The organism is Dyadobacter koreensis (genome assembly GCF_900108855.1).
In the GTDB taxonomy this organism is placed as follows: Bacteria; Bacteroidota; Bacteroidia; order Cytophagales; family Spirosomataceae; genus Dyadobacter; species Dyadobacter koreensis.
On sequence record NZ_FNXY01000002.1, the window covers coordinates 540,657 to 555,247 of the forward strand.

The following is a 14,591-nucleotide window of genomic DNA, read 5'->3' on the forward strand; positions in this document are numbered from 1 at the left end:
GAGGCTTTTCTTGTTTTGGCTTTATTCTAAAAACCGTACGATATTTTCTAAATTGCATCTATGGAGAAGAGCGACGTAAAGATTTCGAGGAAAAAGCCGATTTATCCGGTCAGTGTTGAATTAAGGAAATATTTGCGTTCCTATCAGCGCGAAGCCCGCCTTCCGGTGGGTTATAATGACCTTTTAAATTTCTACGAATCTTTTCCGGTGATTGATAAAAACGGAAAAGATACACTTTGGCAAAGTCCGCTCTATCCGCCACATGATATCGAAAGGTTGCATAATGGCTTAAAGAGGGCATATGCGATGCTGAAAGCTTCCGGGAATCTTAGAATTGTTGAACATAAATATATTGACAAAATCGAATATTGCACGTTCGGTAATTCGAATCCGTTTCGTATCAAAATCGTAAATAGATTGAATGACATTTATGATTATTTTTATGTAAAACGGGCTGATGCGTCCAGAATCTATGGATTGGAGCTGGAAGAAATTTTTTCGCCGAACCAGGTGAATTATCTTGTTGATGGCAATTCTTTAATAGAAGAGCATATCGCAGGAATTCCAGGCGATGTTTTTTCAAAAACACGTTTAGATCACACTGATTATAATCCGAAACGTATTGCCAAAGAATTTGTGAAGTTTAACGAACGCTGCATGATCACACTTTTGGGGGATATGCGTGCATATAATTTCGTCATGCAAATCACGCCGGATTTTGACGATTTTCAGTTCCGTTTGAGGGCGATTGATTTTGATCAGCAATTCTATGAAGGCAATCTGAAAGTGTATATGCCTCAGTATTTCAAAGAAAACCTTCCGTATGTGAAATTGGCTATGGAACATTTGACGGATAAAACAGTGCTGCAATATCAGCAAGAGGAACAATCTTCCATCGTTCACCAGGTGAGAAGCGAGCGCCATCGACTTGCTGCACTACGTGATGTTTCTAAGAAAGATAATATTTCCACATCCGATAAAATTCTGGAATTGCGTGCAGGACTTGCCCAGTATCATAACAATCCGGATTATTACAAATGTTTGACAATGACAGATATTATCGAGCTGAATGTAAAAAATGTGATTCGGCAGGTTAGGCTTTGATTAATTGTCCAGGGTTAATCGTTAAACTTTATTTCCCTATCTTTGCGGAACCAATCAGATAATTTTCTCTGTTTGAAATTTTCAAACTAATCAAAATCGGAAGGCGTTCAACCTTCGCAGATTCCCGCAATGAGTAAACACGGACGAATTTTAGTCGCCATGAGTGGCGGCATCGACAGCTCTCTGGCAGCAGTCATGTTACATGAACAAGGTTATGAGGTCATCGGAATGACCATGAAAACCTGGGACTACGCAAGCAGCGGGGGAACCAAAAAGGAGACAGGCTGCTGTTCGCTGGACTCTATCAATGACGCAAGAAGTATCGCTGTCGAACTAGGATTTCCGCATTATATATTAGATATCCGTGCAGAATTTGGCGATTATGTGATCGACCATTTCACAGGAGAATATCTGGAAGGCCGTACGCCAAATCCATGTGTTTTGTGCAATACGCATATAAAATGGGACGCACTTTTAAAACGAGCGGACCGTCTGGATTGTGAATTTATTGCCACAGGACACTATGCAAATATGCAGTTTAACGATGGCCGTCACTATGTTTCAAAAGGAATTGATAGCTGGAAGGATCAGAGTTACGTTCTTTGGGGCGTTTCTCAGGAAAGTCTGAGCCGGACAAAACTTCCGCTTGGATATTTACATAAATCAGAAATTCGTGAAATGGCTCGTGAACGTGGGTTTATTGATTTGGTCAATAAAGCAGAAAGCTATGAGATCTGTTTTGTGCCTGATAACGATTACCGCGGGTTTCTGAAACGCCGTATTCCAGGGTTAGAAGCGGAAGTTGCCGGTGGTAATTTCGTATATGAAGACGGTACGGTCGTCGGAAAACATGAAGGTTATCCATTTTATACTGTTGGTCAGCGTAAAGGTTTAGGGATAGCATTAGGTCGCCCTGTTTTTGTTACCGAAGTTAGAAAAGATACGAACGAAGTGGTTTTGGGAGATTTGCCAGACTTGTTCCGTGACGGAATGTATGTCGGTAAATTGAACTGGCAAAAATATGACGGGATTACAAAGCCATTGGAAACTATTACCAAAGTGCGTTACAAACATGAAGGAACACCGGCTTTATTACTTCCTGATGAGCCAGGGAAAGTAAAAGTTCATTTCCACGATGGCGTAAATGGTATTGCTCCAGGACAGGCAGCTGTTTTTTACGAAGGTGATGACGTCGTGGGTGGTGGCTGGATTATGAAAAACTTCCGTCAGGATAAAGAATTATTCCAGTGAAACATTAATCGCTGTTTATAAAAAAAAAGACGTCATCTTCAGAGATTGACGTCTTTTTTATGGGTTCATTAATTAATATTATTACGAAACTTTCGCAGTAACTCTTTGTCTTACAGCTTCATATAAGACAACCGAGCTTGCCACAGAAACGTTTAGAGATTCAACTTGTCCATTTAATGGAATTCTTGCTCCGCTATCGGCCAGTTGAATAAACTCCTTGGAAATTCCATCTTCTTCTGATCCCATAATAATAACGGTCGGAATCGAAAAGTCAATATCGTAAAGCGATTTGTCTGTTTTTTCTGTACAGGCAACGATTTGCAGACCGCTGTTACGCAGATATAATAATGTTTCGTAAAGATTTGGTTCGCGACAGACAGGCAGGAAATTCAAAGCTCCTGACGAAGTTTTCATTGCATCGGCATTGATTTGTGCACCGCCTTTTGTCGGTACGATCAGCGCCTGAACTCCTGCGCATTCGGCAGTACGTGCAATTGCTCCAAAATTACGAACGTCTGTTACGCGGTCAAGCAACAATAATAAAGGTGTTTTTCCATCTTCATACACCTGAGTCAGCACATTATGCAAAGGCATATACTGAATAGGCGATACGAAGGCAATCACGCCCTGATGATTTTTTCTGGTAACGCGGTTTAATTTTTCTATTGGAACACGCTGATAAGGAATTCCTAGCTCCTTAGCTGTTTTTTCAATTTCATTAAGACCTAACTCTCTTTGAATAAATAAACGTTCGATCTCTTTGCCTGAACGTAATGTTTCCAGTACAGACTGTGTACCAAAAACCATGTCGGCTTGTGACGGACGAGGGGCGGGCTTTCTTAGCGTATAGTTCCGTTTCTCCATGCTTCTACTATAGGGTACCAGATTGGCTGATATTCGGCGTAGCGAACAAGCTCATAATGGTCATCTACAAATTGATTTGTTCTGCGATTAAAAGTAAAATTAACATTCTGTGCATTAGCACGTTGATCATAAGTCCATACCTCCCGGTCTTTGCTGCGCTGCACTTTGTCCGGCGGGCCGAGAACGATGAAGATCATTCCTTTATCTGTTTTCCAGCCTTCTTTGTAGCTGGTGAACAATTGGTTCGCTTCTTCAACACGGTTATAAAAAGAACGGATGGACTGTTGGGCCAACGGTGCATTTCCGTTCATTAATGTCAACCAGTATTTATCAAGCGATTTTTTGAATTCTTCTGTTTTTTTGATTTCGCTGATTTCCGTATTGGTGCTCATGTAAACTAATGGTTCGAGCAACAGTTCAGGTTTGGTCAGCTTTGGAAATCTTTCGTTTACTACTAGCAGTCCGAGTCCTTCCGACTGTGTGGTATCTGCGAAAATGTTGTATAAACCTTCTTTTGTAAATTGAATTTTTTCGTTTGTATTAATAGTAAAAGTACTATCAATAGTTAACGATTTAGAAACCCCGCTTTTCGGTGCTGTGTTCATTGGTGAACCAGCCGGCTCGAAACTATGTCCGTAATAAAACACGTGCAGTTTTCCTGGTTCCTGCGTTAGTCTCTTAACCGTAAAAGGCGTAGCGACGTTAATGTAGTGTTTTTGCAGAGGTTCAGCGCTGGCATCCGTATAAATTCCATACAATTCACTGGCCGATTGTTTTTTAAAGCGAATAGTCAAGTCGTTCAATACTTTTTTCAACGTTCCTGTCTGACTTATCTCGCTCAGCAAAACACCTGTTTCTTTGTTAGGGCTTTTAATATCAAAACCGATGACGATTTTATCGCCCAGTTTTGTCACGTTTGACGAATCAAGTTTTACGTTTCCATATCCCAAGCGCTCTCTCGTGCCGTAGTCGGAATAGATAACATAATTAAGATTATAAAGCCTTACAAAATCGCTGACAGAAATAGAACTTTTACCTTTCAGCGCGTCTACGTATAAGAAAACACGCGTTTGCGTCGTGTCTTTTATCAAATATTTACTTTGGATAGCCACAAGCGACAATTCCTCAGGAGCAGAAATTGTTTCCGGGTTCGACATACGAACTTCTGCCTCAGGAATTTTTTTCATCGTTTTATTAGAGGACGAACAGCCCATAACGAACAATGCTGACAGCAGAGAAAGGTAAATTCTAAAAGTTGTTTTCATATACCAGATATCTTCATTTGTCAAATAACGAACGAAGGACCAAATTTACCCAATAAAAATGGAAGAAAATTATTATTCTGATTTCTTGGGGATGTTATTAGCGTTTTTTATTTGATTTTCAATGGCATCCCACTGCTCGTCGCTCACCTCTTTCAGGAAATTAAACTGTCCGCCTGACAAAACTTCACCTCCGTCAAGCGTAATCACTTCGCCGGTTATATAGGAAGAAAAATCAGAAATCAGGTATGCTGCAAGATTCGCAAGTTCCTGGTGGTCACCAACACGTTGTAAAGGAATTCTGTTTTCAAAAGAAAACTTTTTAGATAGTTCTTCCGGAAAAAGACGGTCCCAGGCGCCCTTGGTTGGAAACGGCCCGGGGGCAATTGCATTCAGCCTGATCCCGTGATTTGCCCATTCAAACGCCAGGGATTTCGTCATGGCCAAAACTCCGGCTTTCGCCATAGCAGAAGGGACAACCCAACCGGAACCTGTCCATGCATACGTTGTAGAAATATTCAAAACGGTCCCCTTTATATCATTATCTATCCAGTATTTTCCGAGTGCCAGTGTAAAATAATACGTTCCGCGCAAAACAATATCAACCACCGTATCTACCGCCTTATAGGAAAGACGTTCCGTTGGACTGATAAAATTTCCGGCAGAGTTATTTACCAGTATATCAACCTGTCCGAAATGTTCGATGGATTTACTGATCACATTTTCGATCTCTTCGGTTTTACGAACATCGCAAGCAACAGCCAGAATTTTTCCACCTGTCGAATTTGCAAGTTCTTTCGCTGCATCTTGCAATACTTCCAAACGACGGCTGCATATAACTACATTAGCGCCTAATTTCAGGAAATAAGTTGCCATTGATTTTCCCAAACCTGTACCGCCTCCGGTGACGATTATTGTTTTATTATCAAGTGCCCCTTCGCGAAGCATTCCTTCTTTGTATGACATTAGTGTGAGTTTTCGTTAAATTTTCAGGTGAAGGTATGAAGTGATTTAATTTGTTGATGAAGTGTTACTGACTGATTTTCTTTAATAAGCTTGCTGATGAAGTGTATTGGTATGCATGCATACCAATACAAATATATTATTTTCACCTGGATAATTTTAATTATTACGAGAAAAATTTTACATAAATTCAGACAGGACATTCTTGGAAAATCTGCTCGTTCATGACAGTTTTTTATCCCCAGATTCGACAAGGTAGAATTTTAGCAAATAGAGAAAGTGCTATAACTGTTATCCGGGGCCTGAAGCAAAAGAATAATCAGGAAACCATAAAAGGAATCCTGATATCAGAATGTTTTATGCAACTTGACTACTGCTGTGCAAGCAAATATAAAGCAGCCATACGAACAGCAACTCCATTTTCTACCTGATTTAAAATAATGGAGTGAGATGAATCAGCGGCATCTGAAGAAAGTTCAACTCCGCGGTTGATCGGCCCAGGGTGCATCAGTACAATATCTTTATCCAGTTCATCAAGCATTGCTTTCGTTATTCCAAAATAAAGAGAATATTCACGGAGTGAAGGGAAATACTTAATCTGCTGTCTTTCAAGCTGTATGCGGAGCACATTTGCGACATCACACCATTGAAGGGCTTCTTTTACATTATGTCCGATCTTCACGCCAAGGTCTGCGAGATATTTTGGGATCAGGGTAGAGGGGCCGCAAACCATTACCTGGGCGCCAAGCTTCTGAAGGCAAAATATATTCGACAATGCCACACGTGAATGAAGAATATCGCCAATAATCGCAATCTTTTTTCCTGCCAGATCTCCCAATTTTTCTCTCATGGAAAACGCATCAAGTAAAGCCTGCGTTGGGTGTTCATGCGTTCCATCGCCTGCGTTAATCACATTGGCGGGGATTCTGCTGGAAAGATAATGTGGCGCTCCCGGGCTGCTATGCCGCATTACGATCATATCCACCTTCATCGCCAGAATATTGTTAACTGTATCCAGCAATGTTTCTCCCTTTTTAACAGAACTGCCGGAAGCAGAAAAATTAACCACGTCTGCTGAAAGTCTTTTCTCCGCAAGCTCAAAAGAAAGCCTTGTGCGGGTCGAATTTTCGAAAAAAACGTTTGCTATTGTGATATCCCGGAGAGATGGGACTTTCTTGATGGGCCGGTTAATTACTTCCTTAAATTGGGTAGCAGTATCTAAAATTGTGTGAATGTCATTCTCGTTCAGGTTTTTAATTCCAAGTAAGTGCCGAACTGAAAGTTTTGTCATTGCGTCAGTATAAGAAAGTTTTGCAAAGATAATAAGGAAGTGCCCAACCGCAAATTCGAATTTTCGGAAAACTTTGAACTACACTCCTTGTAAGAATATTCTCAAAGTAGTTTTAACACGACAAAAACCGGTACAATTTGAAAAAAAATCAAAATTTTTGTAGAATAATTTTGATATTCAATATAAAAGTTTTAAATAGTTCTCTTGTAATTTGTTTAGAATAAATTCTAGTGTTAGTTTTGATTCTGTAAATGAATTTGCATGGCATTTACTTGCTTACCTCCTCTTAATTATCATCAATAAATTTTGTTGGATTCTTTTCCTCGAAGGAAAGACAGGTGTTTTAATTCGACTATCGCCGAATGGGTTTGATGATATTTTCCCTATTTCTAGTTCCTGACGATACCTAGTCTTCTCGGGTGCTTTATGTCAATTTTTTTTAATGGATGAATATCATCCGGAAGGAAGCCTTGTGCCCAAATCATCACAAAAATTGTATCTGACGATGGATTTCCATCTTAATAACCACTAATTATGAAATTAAAATTTTACACTACTGCTTTCTTACTGATGTTTTTTGCATCATCGGTTTTCAGCCAGGCATTGAAGGTTGTATTTCCGGTTTCTCGGATCGTTCTGCAAAGAGACAACGTTAATAATGAAGCGAAGGTGAACATAACGGGTACTTTCACGCCTGCTGTTACTCGTATTGAGGCACAATTAAAAACTCGCGGGGGTGAGGGAGGGACAGCAGTGGGCTGGACAACCATTAGCAACAATCCCAGTGGTGGAACTTTTCGCGGGAGCTTAACTGGGAAAGGGGGACGGTATGATTTGGAAGTCCGTGCGATGAACGGAAATTCACAAGTCGGTAACACTGTCACTGTTGAAAAGGTTGGGGTTGGAGAAGTGTTTTTCATTGTAGGGCACTCCAACGCAGCCGGTGGATCAAGCCCCAGTCTTGGTGCCCAAAGCGATATGGTCAGTTCCATCGATCCAATGCAGAACAATCCAGGACAATATGATCAATATTTTAATACGGGCAATCCGGACTTATTACCACCTTTAAAATTCACTCAGCTGTGCGCAAATTGCGGGATGGCGCCGGGTATAAAGGATATTTCCTGGTTTTGGGGAAAAGTTGGTGATAACTTGGTAAGAAGTTTAAATGTCCCTGTCTTATTCTATAGTGCGGCTTTTGGCGGAACCAATATGGAGCAAACATACATGTCTGCTTATGATATTCCTTTTACGCATTCTTTTGTGAATTACAGTATCCGTATGCCTTATGTAAACATAAGAAACGGGCTTCAAAAATATGTGCCGCATACCGGACTTCGTGCAATTTTGTCAGGGCACGGCGTGAACGACAGGTTCGTGACAAATGCAGAATCGAGTTTTCGCAGTAATAATATTAATGTAATTAGAAAAACCCGTTCGGAATCCAACTATAACGATCTGCCTTGGATGGTTGCTATTTCGGGCTGGGCAGACGGACGGATTGATTATCTGGAAAATGCGCAGAGATCTGTAATTTTGAGCACAGCTAATGTATGGCAGGGTGGAAATCTTAACAACGTAGGAAACTGGGGCAGAAATGATGACAAGGTGCATTTCAATATTGTAGGGCAGGGTTCTGCTGCTGATGAATGGTCAAACGCTATCTTAGCGAACAATTTCCTGGCAAACAGTAAGCCGCTACTTGCAAAAACTCCGGATCTGCCTACACCACTACCTGTGACGCTTGTAAAATTCCAGGGGAAATCAACGGAAGATGGGAAAAACCTGCTTGAATGGGCTACTACTTCCGAAACCAATAACGACCACTTTGAGATCGAGCGCAGCCAGGATGCTGTCGCTTTTGAAACAATAGGTTTGAGAGCTGGCGAAGGAACTACCAAAAACCTGGTTGAATATAGTTATATTGATGAAAAACCATTTGACGATATCGTATACTACCGTTTAAAACAAGTGGACTTTGACGGAACAACTGCGTATTCAAGAATCATTGCGATCATGAAAGCCGAGCAGAAAAATTCCGATTACATCTACCCAAATCCAACCGGAAGCACAGTAGAAGTTGCGGCTGAGGGATCGTCAGTTTCTGAGGTTACTATTTTTGATGCAACTGGACAAGTTGTTCTGTTTGAAAAGTCGCCAAAACTAATTGATGTTTCCAAATTGATTAAGGGTAACTATATTTTGCAGGCAAAAACGCAAAATGGCCGTACAATCCGAAAAAAGATGGTGAAGTTGTAATTTGCGAAAAATTCTTCAAATCGTGTTGCCAGATCAATCAGTGATTGGGTAACACGATTTTTTTGTTTGAAAAAATATATAAATCTCGTTCTTCTGACTAATTTGTTTAATTATGCAAAAAGTAGAAGTAAAGATTAACAGGTAGATGAATAAACAGGAATTAGTCGAATATATGAAAGGGCTTCTCGATGAGCGGATGCAGGTTGCCTGGGCAGCAATGGAAGCTGCTCAGGATTCGGCAAATGATCAGAGCAAAAGTTCCGCAGGAGATAAATACGAAACAGCGAGGTCAATGGGGCAGCTTGACCGCAATATGCATGCAAGGCAGTATGAGCAGGTAAGGCAGGAACGTGTGATTTTGGAAAGAATAGGTGAAACTGAAAAAGTCATGCGTGGAGCTGTGGGAGCGCTGTTGGAAACTACGGCAGGATGGTTCTTTATTTCAGTCAGCCTGGGAGCCGTAGTGTTTAACGGGCAAACGATACTGGCAGTGTCTTCTTCTTCACCGGTCGGTTTATCATTTCTTGGCAAAGAAGCGGGAGGCGAATTTCAATTTATGAATAAGCCGCATAAAATTATTGCTATATACTAACAAACAATCGGCGGTCAGCTTCCGGTGATCGATGTTGATCATCGAAAAACTGAAAGCCGATCGCCGAAAGCTGTTTTAAGCCATATTGTGATAAACGCGCTGCACGTCGTCGTCGTCTTCGATTTTTTCAATCAATTTTTCTACTTCGGCGATTTCGTCTTCTGTTAACTTTTTAGTATCGCTCGGTATTCTTTCAAAATCAGCTTCAACAATTTCAAAGCCGTTTTCTTCTAGGTAATGCTGCAAAGCGCCAAACGAAGTAAATTCTCCATAAATATTGATTTGGTTCGTTTCTTCGTCAAGGAAAACTTCTTCGCCACCCACATCGATCAATTCAAACTCGAGTTCTTCCATGTCGCGTGTGCCATCATTTTTAACTTTAAAAATACACTTGCGGTCGAAAATGAAATCCAGCATACCCATCGTTCCCAAACTTCCTCCAAGTTTATTGAAATAGCTTCGTACGTTTGCAACCGTGCGAACAGGGTTATCGGTAGTACTTTCCACAAGAATAGCCACCCCGTGAGGCCCATATCCTTCGTAAACAATTTCTTTGTAATCTTCCTGATCCTTGGAAGTTGCGCGTTTAATTGCGCGTTCAACCGTTTCCTTCGGCATGTTTGCAGCTCTTGCATTTTGAAGCAGTACTCTGAGACGCGCGTTGGTAGCAGGATCAGCCGTTCCGCTTTTTACGGCAAGAACAATATCTTTTCCAATTCGGGTAAATGTTTTTGCCATTTTATCCCAACGCTTAAACATCCGCGCTTTTCTATATTCATAGGCTCTTCCCATGCTTATTCTTACTTAGGTTTTAATAGTTTTGAATTCAAAAAAACTGCCGCTTTCCAAGTGCCATCTATTCTAGTAATAATGAGATATTTGAAATTGCGATATCTCGTTATTAAAATATCGGTACATCAGCTGTTTAGCTTCTGAAACCTTAATGAGGCACCAAGTCGCGAGCTTAAATAATTTGTAAATTTACAAAAGACTGGTAAACTCAGGCAAAAATAAGAACCTTTCAATCTCTTTTACTTAAAAATGAATCTAAAATTGCAATGGAGTCTTAAAAGCTTTCAGGAATTGGACGTTTACGAATTATATGAATTGCTGCGGTTAAGAAATGAGGTCTTTGTAATTGAGCAAAATTGTATCTTTCCGGATCAGGATAATAAAGATCAGAAATGCCATCACTTATCAGGGACATATGAGGGAAATTTGATGGCCTATGCCAGGATCGTTCCTCCAGGATTATCCTATGAATATCCATCGATTGGGAGAGTAGTAGTTTCTCCAGCCGGGCGAGGGAAATCTTACGGCGTCGAATTAATGCATAAATCGATTAAAGTTTTGACAGAATTATACGGACCATCTATTATCCGGATCGGAGCTCAGCTTTACCTGACTAAGTTTTATGAGTCTTTTGGATTCAAACAAAGTAGTGAGGTGTATGACGAGGATGGTATCGATCACATTGAAATGACCTTGACGCCGGTATTGGGGAATAATGGGGTACATTGAAGGCCAATTTGTAGAATAATTCATCAAAATGGACACCTTGTGTAGACTTGTTACAGGTAATTTCTTCCATCTATCCTAAATAATCGGGAGTCAATTGGATCAGGACTACGTTGAATCAGGCGATTTTGACCCATTTTTTAAAAATTTATTCTTACAGGTTTTAAAATTAGGTCGCTGGCATGAATATTTAATATTTAGAAGTCAGTCAAGCAAACTACTGCTCGTAATTGACGCCTGTCAATATAACACGGTAGTTTTGACGAACACTGATAGAGGAGGGTTTACGTGGAATGGCCTACTGTAATGCGGTAGGCCATTTTTTTGTGCCTTATAGATTGGTTTGGTTGTAGAATTGGTGTTCTTTTGTAAACTTTTGTGCAAATAAAGAAATTCTATACATGACTAAAGTTACCGAATTTATTACCCAGGCTCAGGGTAAAACTCTCTTTTCAATCGAAATTATCCCTCCTGTCAAGGGTCAAAATATCAATGAGTTATTAAATGGAATAGAACCTCTGATGGAATTCAAGCCACCTTTTGTGGATGTGACATATCACCGTGAAGAATTAATAGATGTGGTAGGGCAGGGCGGATTGATAGAGCGTATACCTATTCGCAAGCGTCCGGGCACCGTTGGTATCTGCGCCAGATTAATGGAACGTTTCAAGGTTGACGCCGTTCCTCACGTTATCTGCGGTGGTTTTACCAAAGATGAAACGGAAGATGTTCTCTTTGACCTGCATTATTTAGGAATCGATAACGTTCTTGTTTTACGCGGAGATCCTGAAAAATCAGCGGGTGTTTTTAAGGCAAAATTAGGCGGGCACAGCTATGCTTCCGAACTGATCACTCAGGTTGCCAACATGAATAAAGGAATATTGTTACATGCAGAAACAGAAGCATCACATACGGATTTCTGTATTGGCATTGCTGGATATCCTGAAAAACATCTCGATGCTGAAAGCCTTGATACCGATTTTGAACACTTAAAAAGAAAAATCGAGCTGGGCGCAAATTACATTGTAACCCAGATGTTTTTTGATAATCAAAAATACTTCCGCTTCGTCGACAGATGCCGATCAGAGGGAATCACTGTGCCTATAATTCCAGGATTGAAACCATTAGCTACGAAAAGACAGCTGACCGTGCTGGCGGATATTTTTCATCTTGAATTCCCACAGGATCTTATTGATGAAGCTCAGAAATGCGCCACCGATAAGGAAGTCCGCCAGGTTGGAATTGAATGGAGCATCCAGCAGTGCAAAGAACTGATCGCTTACGGAGCGCCTGTTCTGCACTTTTATACCATGGGCAAGTCAGATAATATTGCTCAGATAGCGGGTAAATTCTTCTAATTTTCCAGACATACGGCAGTACCATTGGCGCTAACCATCAGCATTGATCCGTTTCCGCCAATGGTTTCAAAATCCAGATCCACACCGATTATTGCATGTGCTCCCAAACGCTGGGCTTGTTCCATCATTTCACGTAGCGCAATACTTTTCGCCTCACGGAGCGCCTGTTCATAAGATCCTGAACGCCCGCCGACCACATCGCGTATTCCTGCCAGGAAATCTTTAACTACATTGGCGCCAATGATCGCTTCACCGTTAACCAGCCCAATATATTTGATAATTTTTTTGCCTTCGATGTTTGGAGTAGTTGTTACAAGCATATAAATCTGGCGATATTTAAAAGGTTATGAAGTTTATTAACGTTATAGCACACAATTTACAGTATTTTCGTGTCTGGACACAATATTTACTATTTTAACGGTCACTCGTCTATTTAGTCTGCTTTCTGACTTTTTGAGCGGATATTTAAATTAACTATTTCATGAGCAATACTATAAAATCGATAAACGAAGTTATCCGGACACGCCGGAGTATATTTCCGCCGAGTTATATCCAACAGGAAATTCCGCGCGAAGTACTTGAGTCCGTTCTCGAAAATGCGAATTATGCTCCTACCCATAAGCTTACCGAGCCATGGCGTTTTACTGTTTTTACGGGAGATGGGCTTGTGAAACTGGCAGATTACATGGGGGAAGCTTACCGCGCCAGTACAACTGCTGAGACATTTTCGGAGGCAAAATATGAGGGTACACGTTCAAAATCTTTGAAGTCTGCGGCGGTTATAGCCATCGTCGTAGAATTACATCCTGAAAAAATTCCGGAGTGGGAAGAAATTGCAGCGGTCGCCTGTGCTGTACAAAATATGTGGCTCACAGCAACAGCTAACAACATTGGAGCTTACTGGAGCAGCCCGAGTGTTACGGAGTCGTTGCGCCAGTTTTTAGATTTGAAGGAAAATCAGAAGTGCGTCGGGTTCTTTTACATGGGTTATCACAATCTGGGAGAAGTTGCGGCTCGTCGTACTCCGATTGCTGACAAGATAACCTGGGTCCGCTAGCTTACAATTGGCTATCAGTTTTTGGTGAGAAGAACATTAAGTATCCTGTTCTAAAAATGAAAGCTGATAGCACTTTCAATTTATTTCCCCAATTCAATTTTTCCAATGACAGTTCTTCGTGCCGAATCCGTTTCTAAAAACTTTGATGCTAAAAGTGTTTTAAAGGATATTTCTCTGGAATTAAACCCGGGCGAGTGGCTTGGGATTTTAGGCGAAAGTGGATCTGGAAAAAGTACTTTACTTCGGATTTTAGGAAGGTTTGTTGATTCGGATGCCGGATACGTATATTTTCAGGAATCGCTGGTTCCATCTGTTAAAGGTGAACTGATTCCAGGCCATAATTCCATCAAACTGATTCATCAGGAGTTTGAGCTTTTTCCAAATCAGACAGTCGAAGAAAATATTTCCTACTCCCTACGTTTTTACGAGCCGGAATACAGAATAAATAAGGTTGAAGAATTACTAACTATAACGGGGTTATCCGCCATAAGAAATCAAAAGGCGAAGCTGTTATCCGGAGGAGAAAAACAGCGGACGGCCATTGCAAAATCGCTTGCCGAACAACCGGATGTGTTATTACTGGATGAGCCTTTTGCACATTTAGATAATCGGAACCGCAGGATTCTGGCGGAGGCAATTGAGAAATTACGTCAGGAACAGCAGATGGCCTGCATATTTGTTACCCACGAATCCGCGGACGCACTGGCCTGGTCAGATCGTATTGCGGTTTTACGGGATGGGGAAATTATTCAGATCGGGACACCTCAGGAAGTTTACAACAAGCCATCAAGTAGTTACGTAGCCGAACTGACAGGTGACATTAATTGGTTAAATTCAGATACTCAAAAATCTTTTATTCGCCCCGAAAAAATCAAACGGACAAAAAACCTTGAAAAAAGTAAATGGAGCGGCATTGTAGAAGCGATTCGCTTTCACGGAAATCATTGGGAGATCCGTTGCGTAAATGATAACAATGCGCTTGTCTTTTACCGTAACAGAAAAGATGTCGAGATCGGGGAGCAGTTGTATCTTACTTATTCTGAAAAAGACGTGATGTCCGTCTGATTACTTC

14 protein-coding genes are annotated in these 14,591 nt (G+C 40.9%); 8 read left to right on the forward strand and 6 right to left on the reverse strand.

What is annotated here, in order from left to right; all coding sequences use genetic code 11:
• Positions 1–60 precede the first annotated feature (60 nt).
• Both BMY70_RS06790 and mnmA read left to right on the forward strand, forming a co-directional pair.
• Positions 61–1,104, forward strand: coding sequence for a hypothetical protein (locus BMY70_RS06790; RefSeq protein ID WP_090333742.1), 1,044 nt, complete (start codon positions 61–63; stop codon positions 1,102–1,104).
• A 129-nt stretch (positions 1,105–1,233) separates the two neighbouring features.
• Positions 1,234–2,355, forward strand: coding sequence for a tRNA 2-thiouridine(34) synthase MnmA (gene mnmA, locus BMY70_RS06795; RefSeq protein ID WP_090333745.1), 1,122 nt, complete (start codon positions 1,234–1,236; stop codon positions 2,353–2,355).
• An 81-nt stretch (positions 2,356–2,436) separates the two neighbouring features.
• Here the strand turns inward: mnmA and rlmB are convergent, their stop codons facing one another.
• The 4 genes from rlmB to BMY70_RS06815 all read right to left on the reverse strand — a co-directional run bounded on the left by rlmB (position 2,437) and on the right by BMY70_RS06815 (position 6,735).
• Complete coding sequence (gene rlmB / locus BMY70_RS06800; protein WP_090333748.1) at positions 2,437–3,219, reverse strand: 23S rRNA (guanosine(2251)-2'-O)-methyltransferase RlmB; 783 nt, start codon at positions 3,217–3,219, stop codon at positions 2,437–2,439.
• Entirely contained in the window at positions 3,195–4,406 is a 1,212-nt protein-coding gene (locus BMY70_RS06805; protein WP_090334767.1) for a GWxTD domain-containing protein, read from the reverse strand. Before BMY70_RS06805 ends, rlmB begins: the two co-directional genes overlap by 25 nt.
• Positions 4,407–4,556: 150 nt before the next feature.
• Complete coding sequence (locus BMY70_RS06810) at positions 4,557–5,447, reverse strand: SDR family oxidoreductase (RefSeq protein WP_090333750.1); 891 nt, start codon at positions 5,445–5,447, stop codon at positions 4,557–4,559.
• A 367-nt stretch (positions 5,448–5,814) separates the two neighbouring features.
• Entirely contained in the window at positions 5,815–6,735 is a 921-nt protein-coding gene (locus BMY70_RS06815; RefSeq protein ID WP_090333752.1) for an aspartate carbamoyltransferase catalytic subunit, read from the reverse strand.
• A 534-nt stretch (positions 6,736–7,269) separates the two neighbouring features.
• On the opposite strand from BMY70_RS06815, the gene BMY70_RS06820 reads away from it, so the two are divergent.
• Complete coding sequence (locus tag BMY70_RS06820; protein WP_090333754.1) at positions 7,270–8,994, forward strand: T9SS type A sorting domain-containing protein; 1,725 nt, start codon at positions 7,270–7,272, stop codon at positions 8,992–8,994.
• Positions 8,995–9,139: 145 nt separating this feature from the next.
• A complete protein-coding gene (locus BMY70_RS06825) occupies positions 9,140–9,586 on the forward strand; it encodes a transcription elongation factor (RefSeq protein ID WP_090333757.1) in 447 nt (148 codons plus the stop codon).
• Positions 9,587–9,661: 75 nt separating this feature from the next.
• Here BMY70_RS06825 and BMY70_RS06830 read toward each other — a convergent pair whose 3' ends face one another.
• Complete coding sequence (locus BMY70_RS06830; RefSeq protein WP_090333761.1) at positions 9,662–10,378, reverse strand: YebC/PmpR family DNA-binding transcriptional regulator; 717 nt, start codon at positions 10,376–10,378, stop codon at positions 9,662–9,664.
• Between the two features lie 249 nt (positions 10,379–10,627).
• Between BMY70_RS06830 and BMY70_RS06835 the strand changes: the two genes are divergently transcribed.
• Together BMY70_RS06835 and BMY70_RS06840 are read left to right on the forward strand one after the other, a co-directional pair.
• Positions 10,628–11,107, forward strand: a complete 480-nt coding sequence (locus BMY70_RS06835; RefSeq protein WP_090333764.1) for a GNAT family N-acetyltransferase — start codon at positions 10,628–10,630, stop codon at positions 11,105–11,107.
• Positions 11,108–11,505: 398 nt separating this feature from the next.
• Complete coding sequence (locus BMY70_RS06840) at positions 11,506–12,462, forward strand: methylenetetrahydrofolate reductase (RefSeq protein ID WP_090333768.1); 957 nt, start codon at positions 11,506–11,508, stop codon at positions 12,460–12,462.
• Here BMY70_RS06840 and BMY70_RS06845 read toward each other — a convergent pair.
• Positions 12,459–12,782 carry a heavy metal-binding domain-containing protein gene (locus tag BMY70_RS06845; protein WP_090333771.1) on the reverse strand — a complete coding sequence of 108 codons (324 nt, stop codon included), beginning with the start codon at positions 12,780–12,782 and terminating at the stop codon, positions 12,459–12,461. The two genes, BMY70_RS06840 and BMY70_RS06845, sit on opposite strands and share 4 nt — an antisense overlap.
• A gap of 161 nt (positions 12,783–12,943) precedes the next feature.
• Between BMY70_RS06845 and BMY70_RS06850 the strand changes: the two genes are divergently transcribed.
• Both BMY70_RS06850 and BMY70_RS06855 read left to right on the forward strand, forming a co-directional pair.
• Complete coding sequence (locus tag BMY70_RS06850) at positions 12,944–13,519, forward strand: nitroreductase family protein (RefSeq protein WP_090333774.1); 576 nt, start codon at positions 12,944–12,946, stop codon at positions 13,517–13,519.
• Positions 13,520–13,624: 105 nt separating this feature from the next.
• Positions 13,625–14,584 (forward strand): ABC transporter ATP-binding protein, encoded by a 960-nt coding sequence (locus tag BMY70_RS06855; RefSeq protein ID WP_090333776.1) that lies wholly within the window; start codon positions 13,625–13,627, stop codon positions 14,582–14,584.
• Positions 14,585–14,591 lie beyond the last annotated feature (7 nt).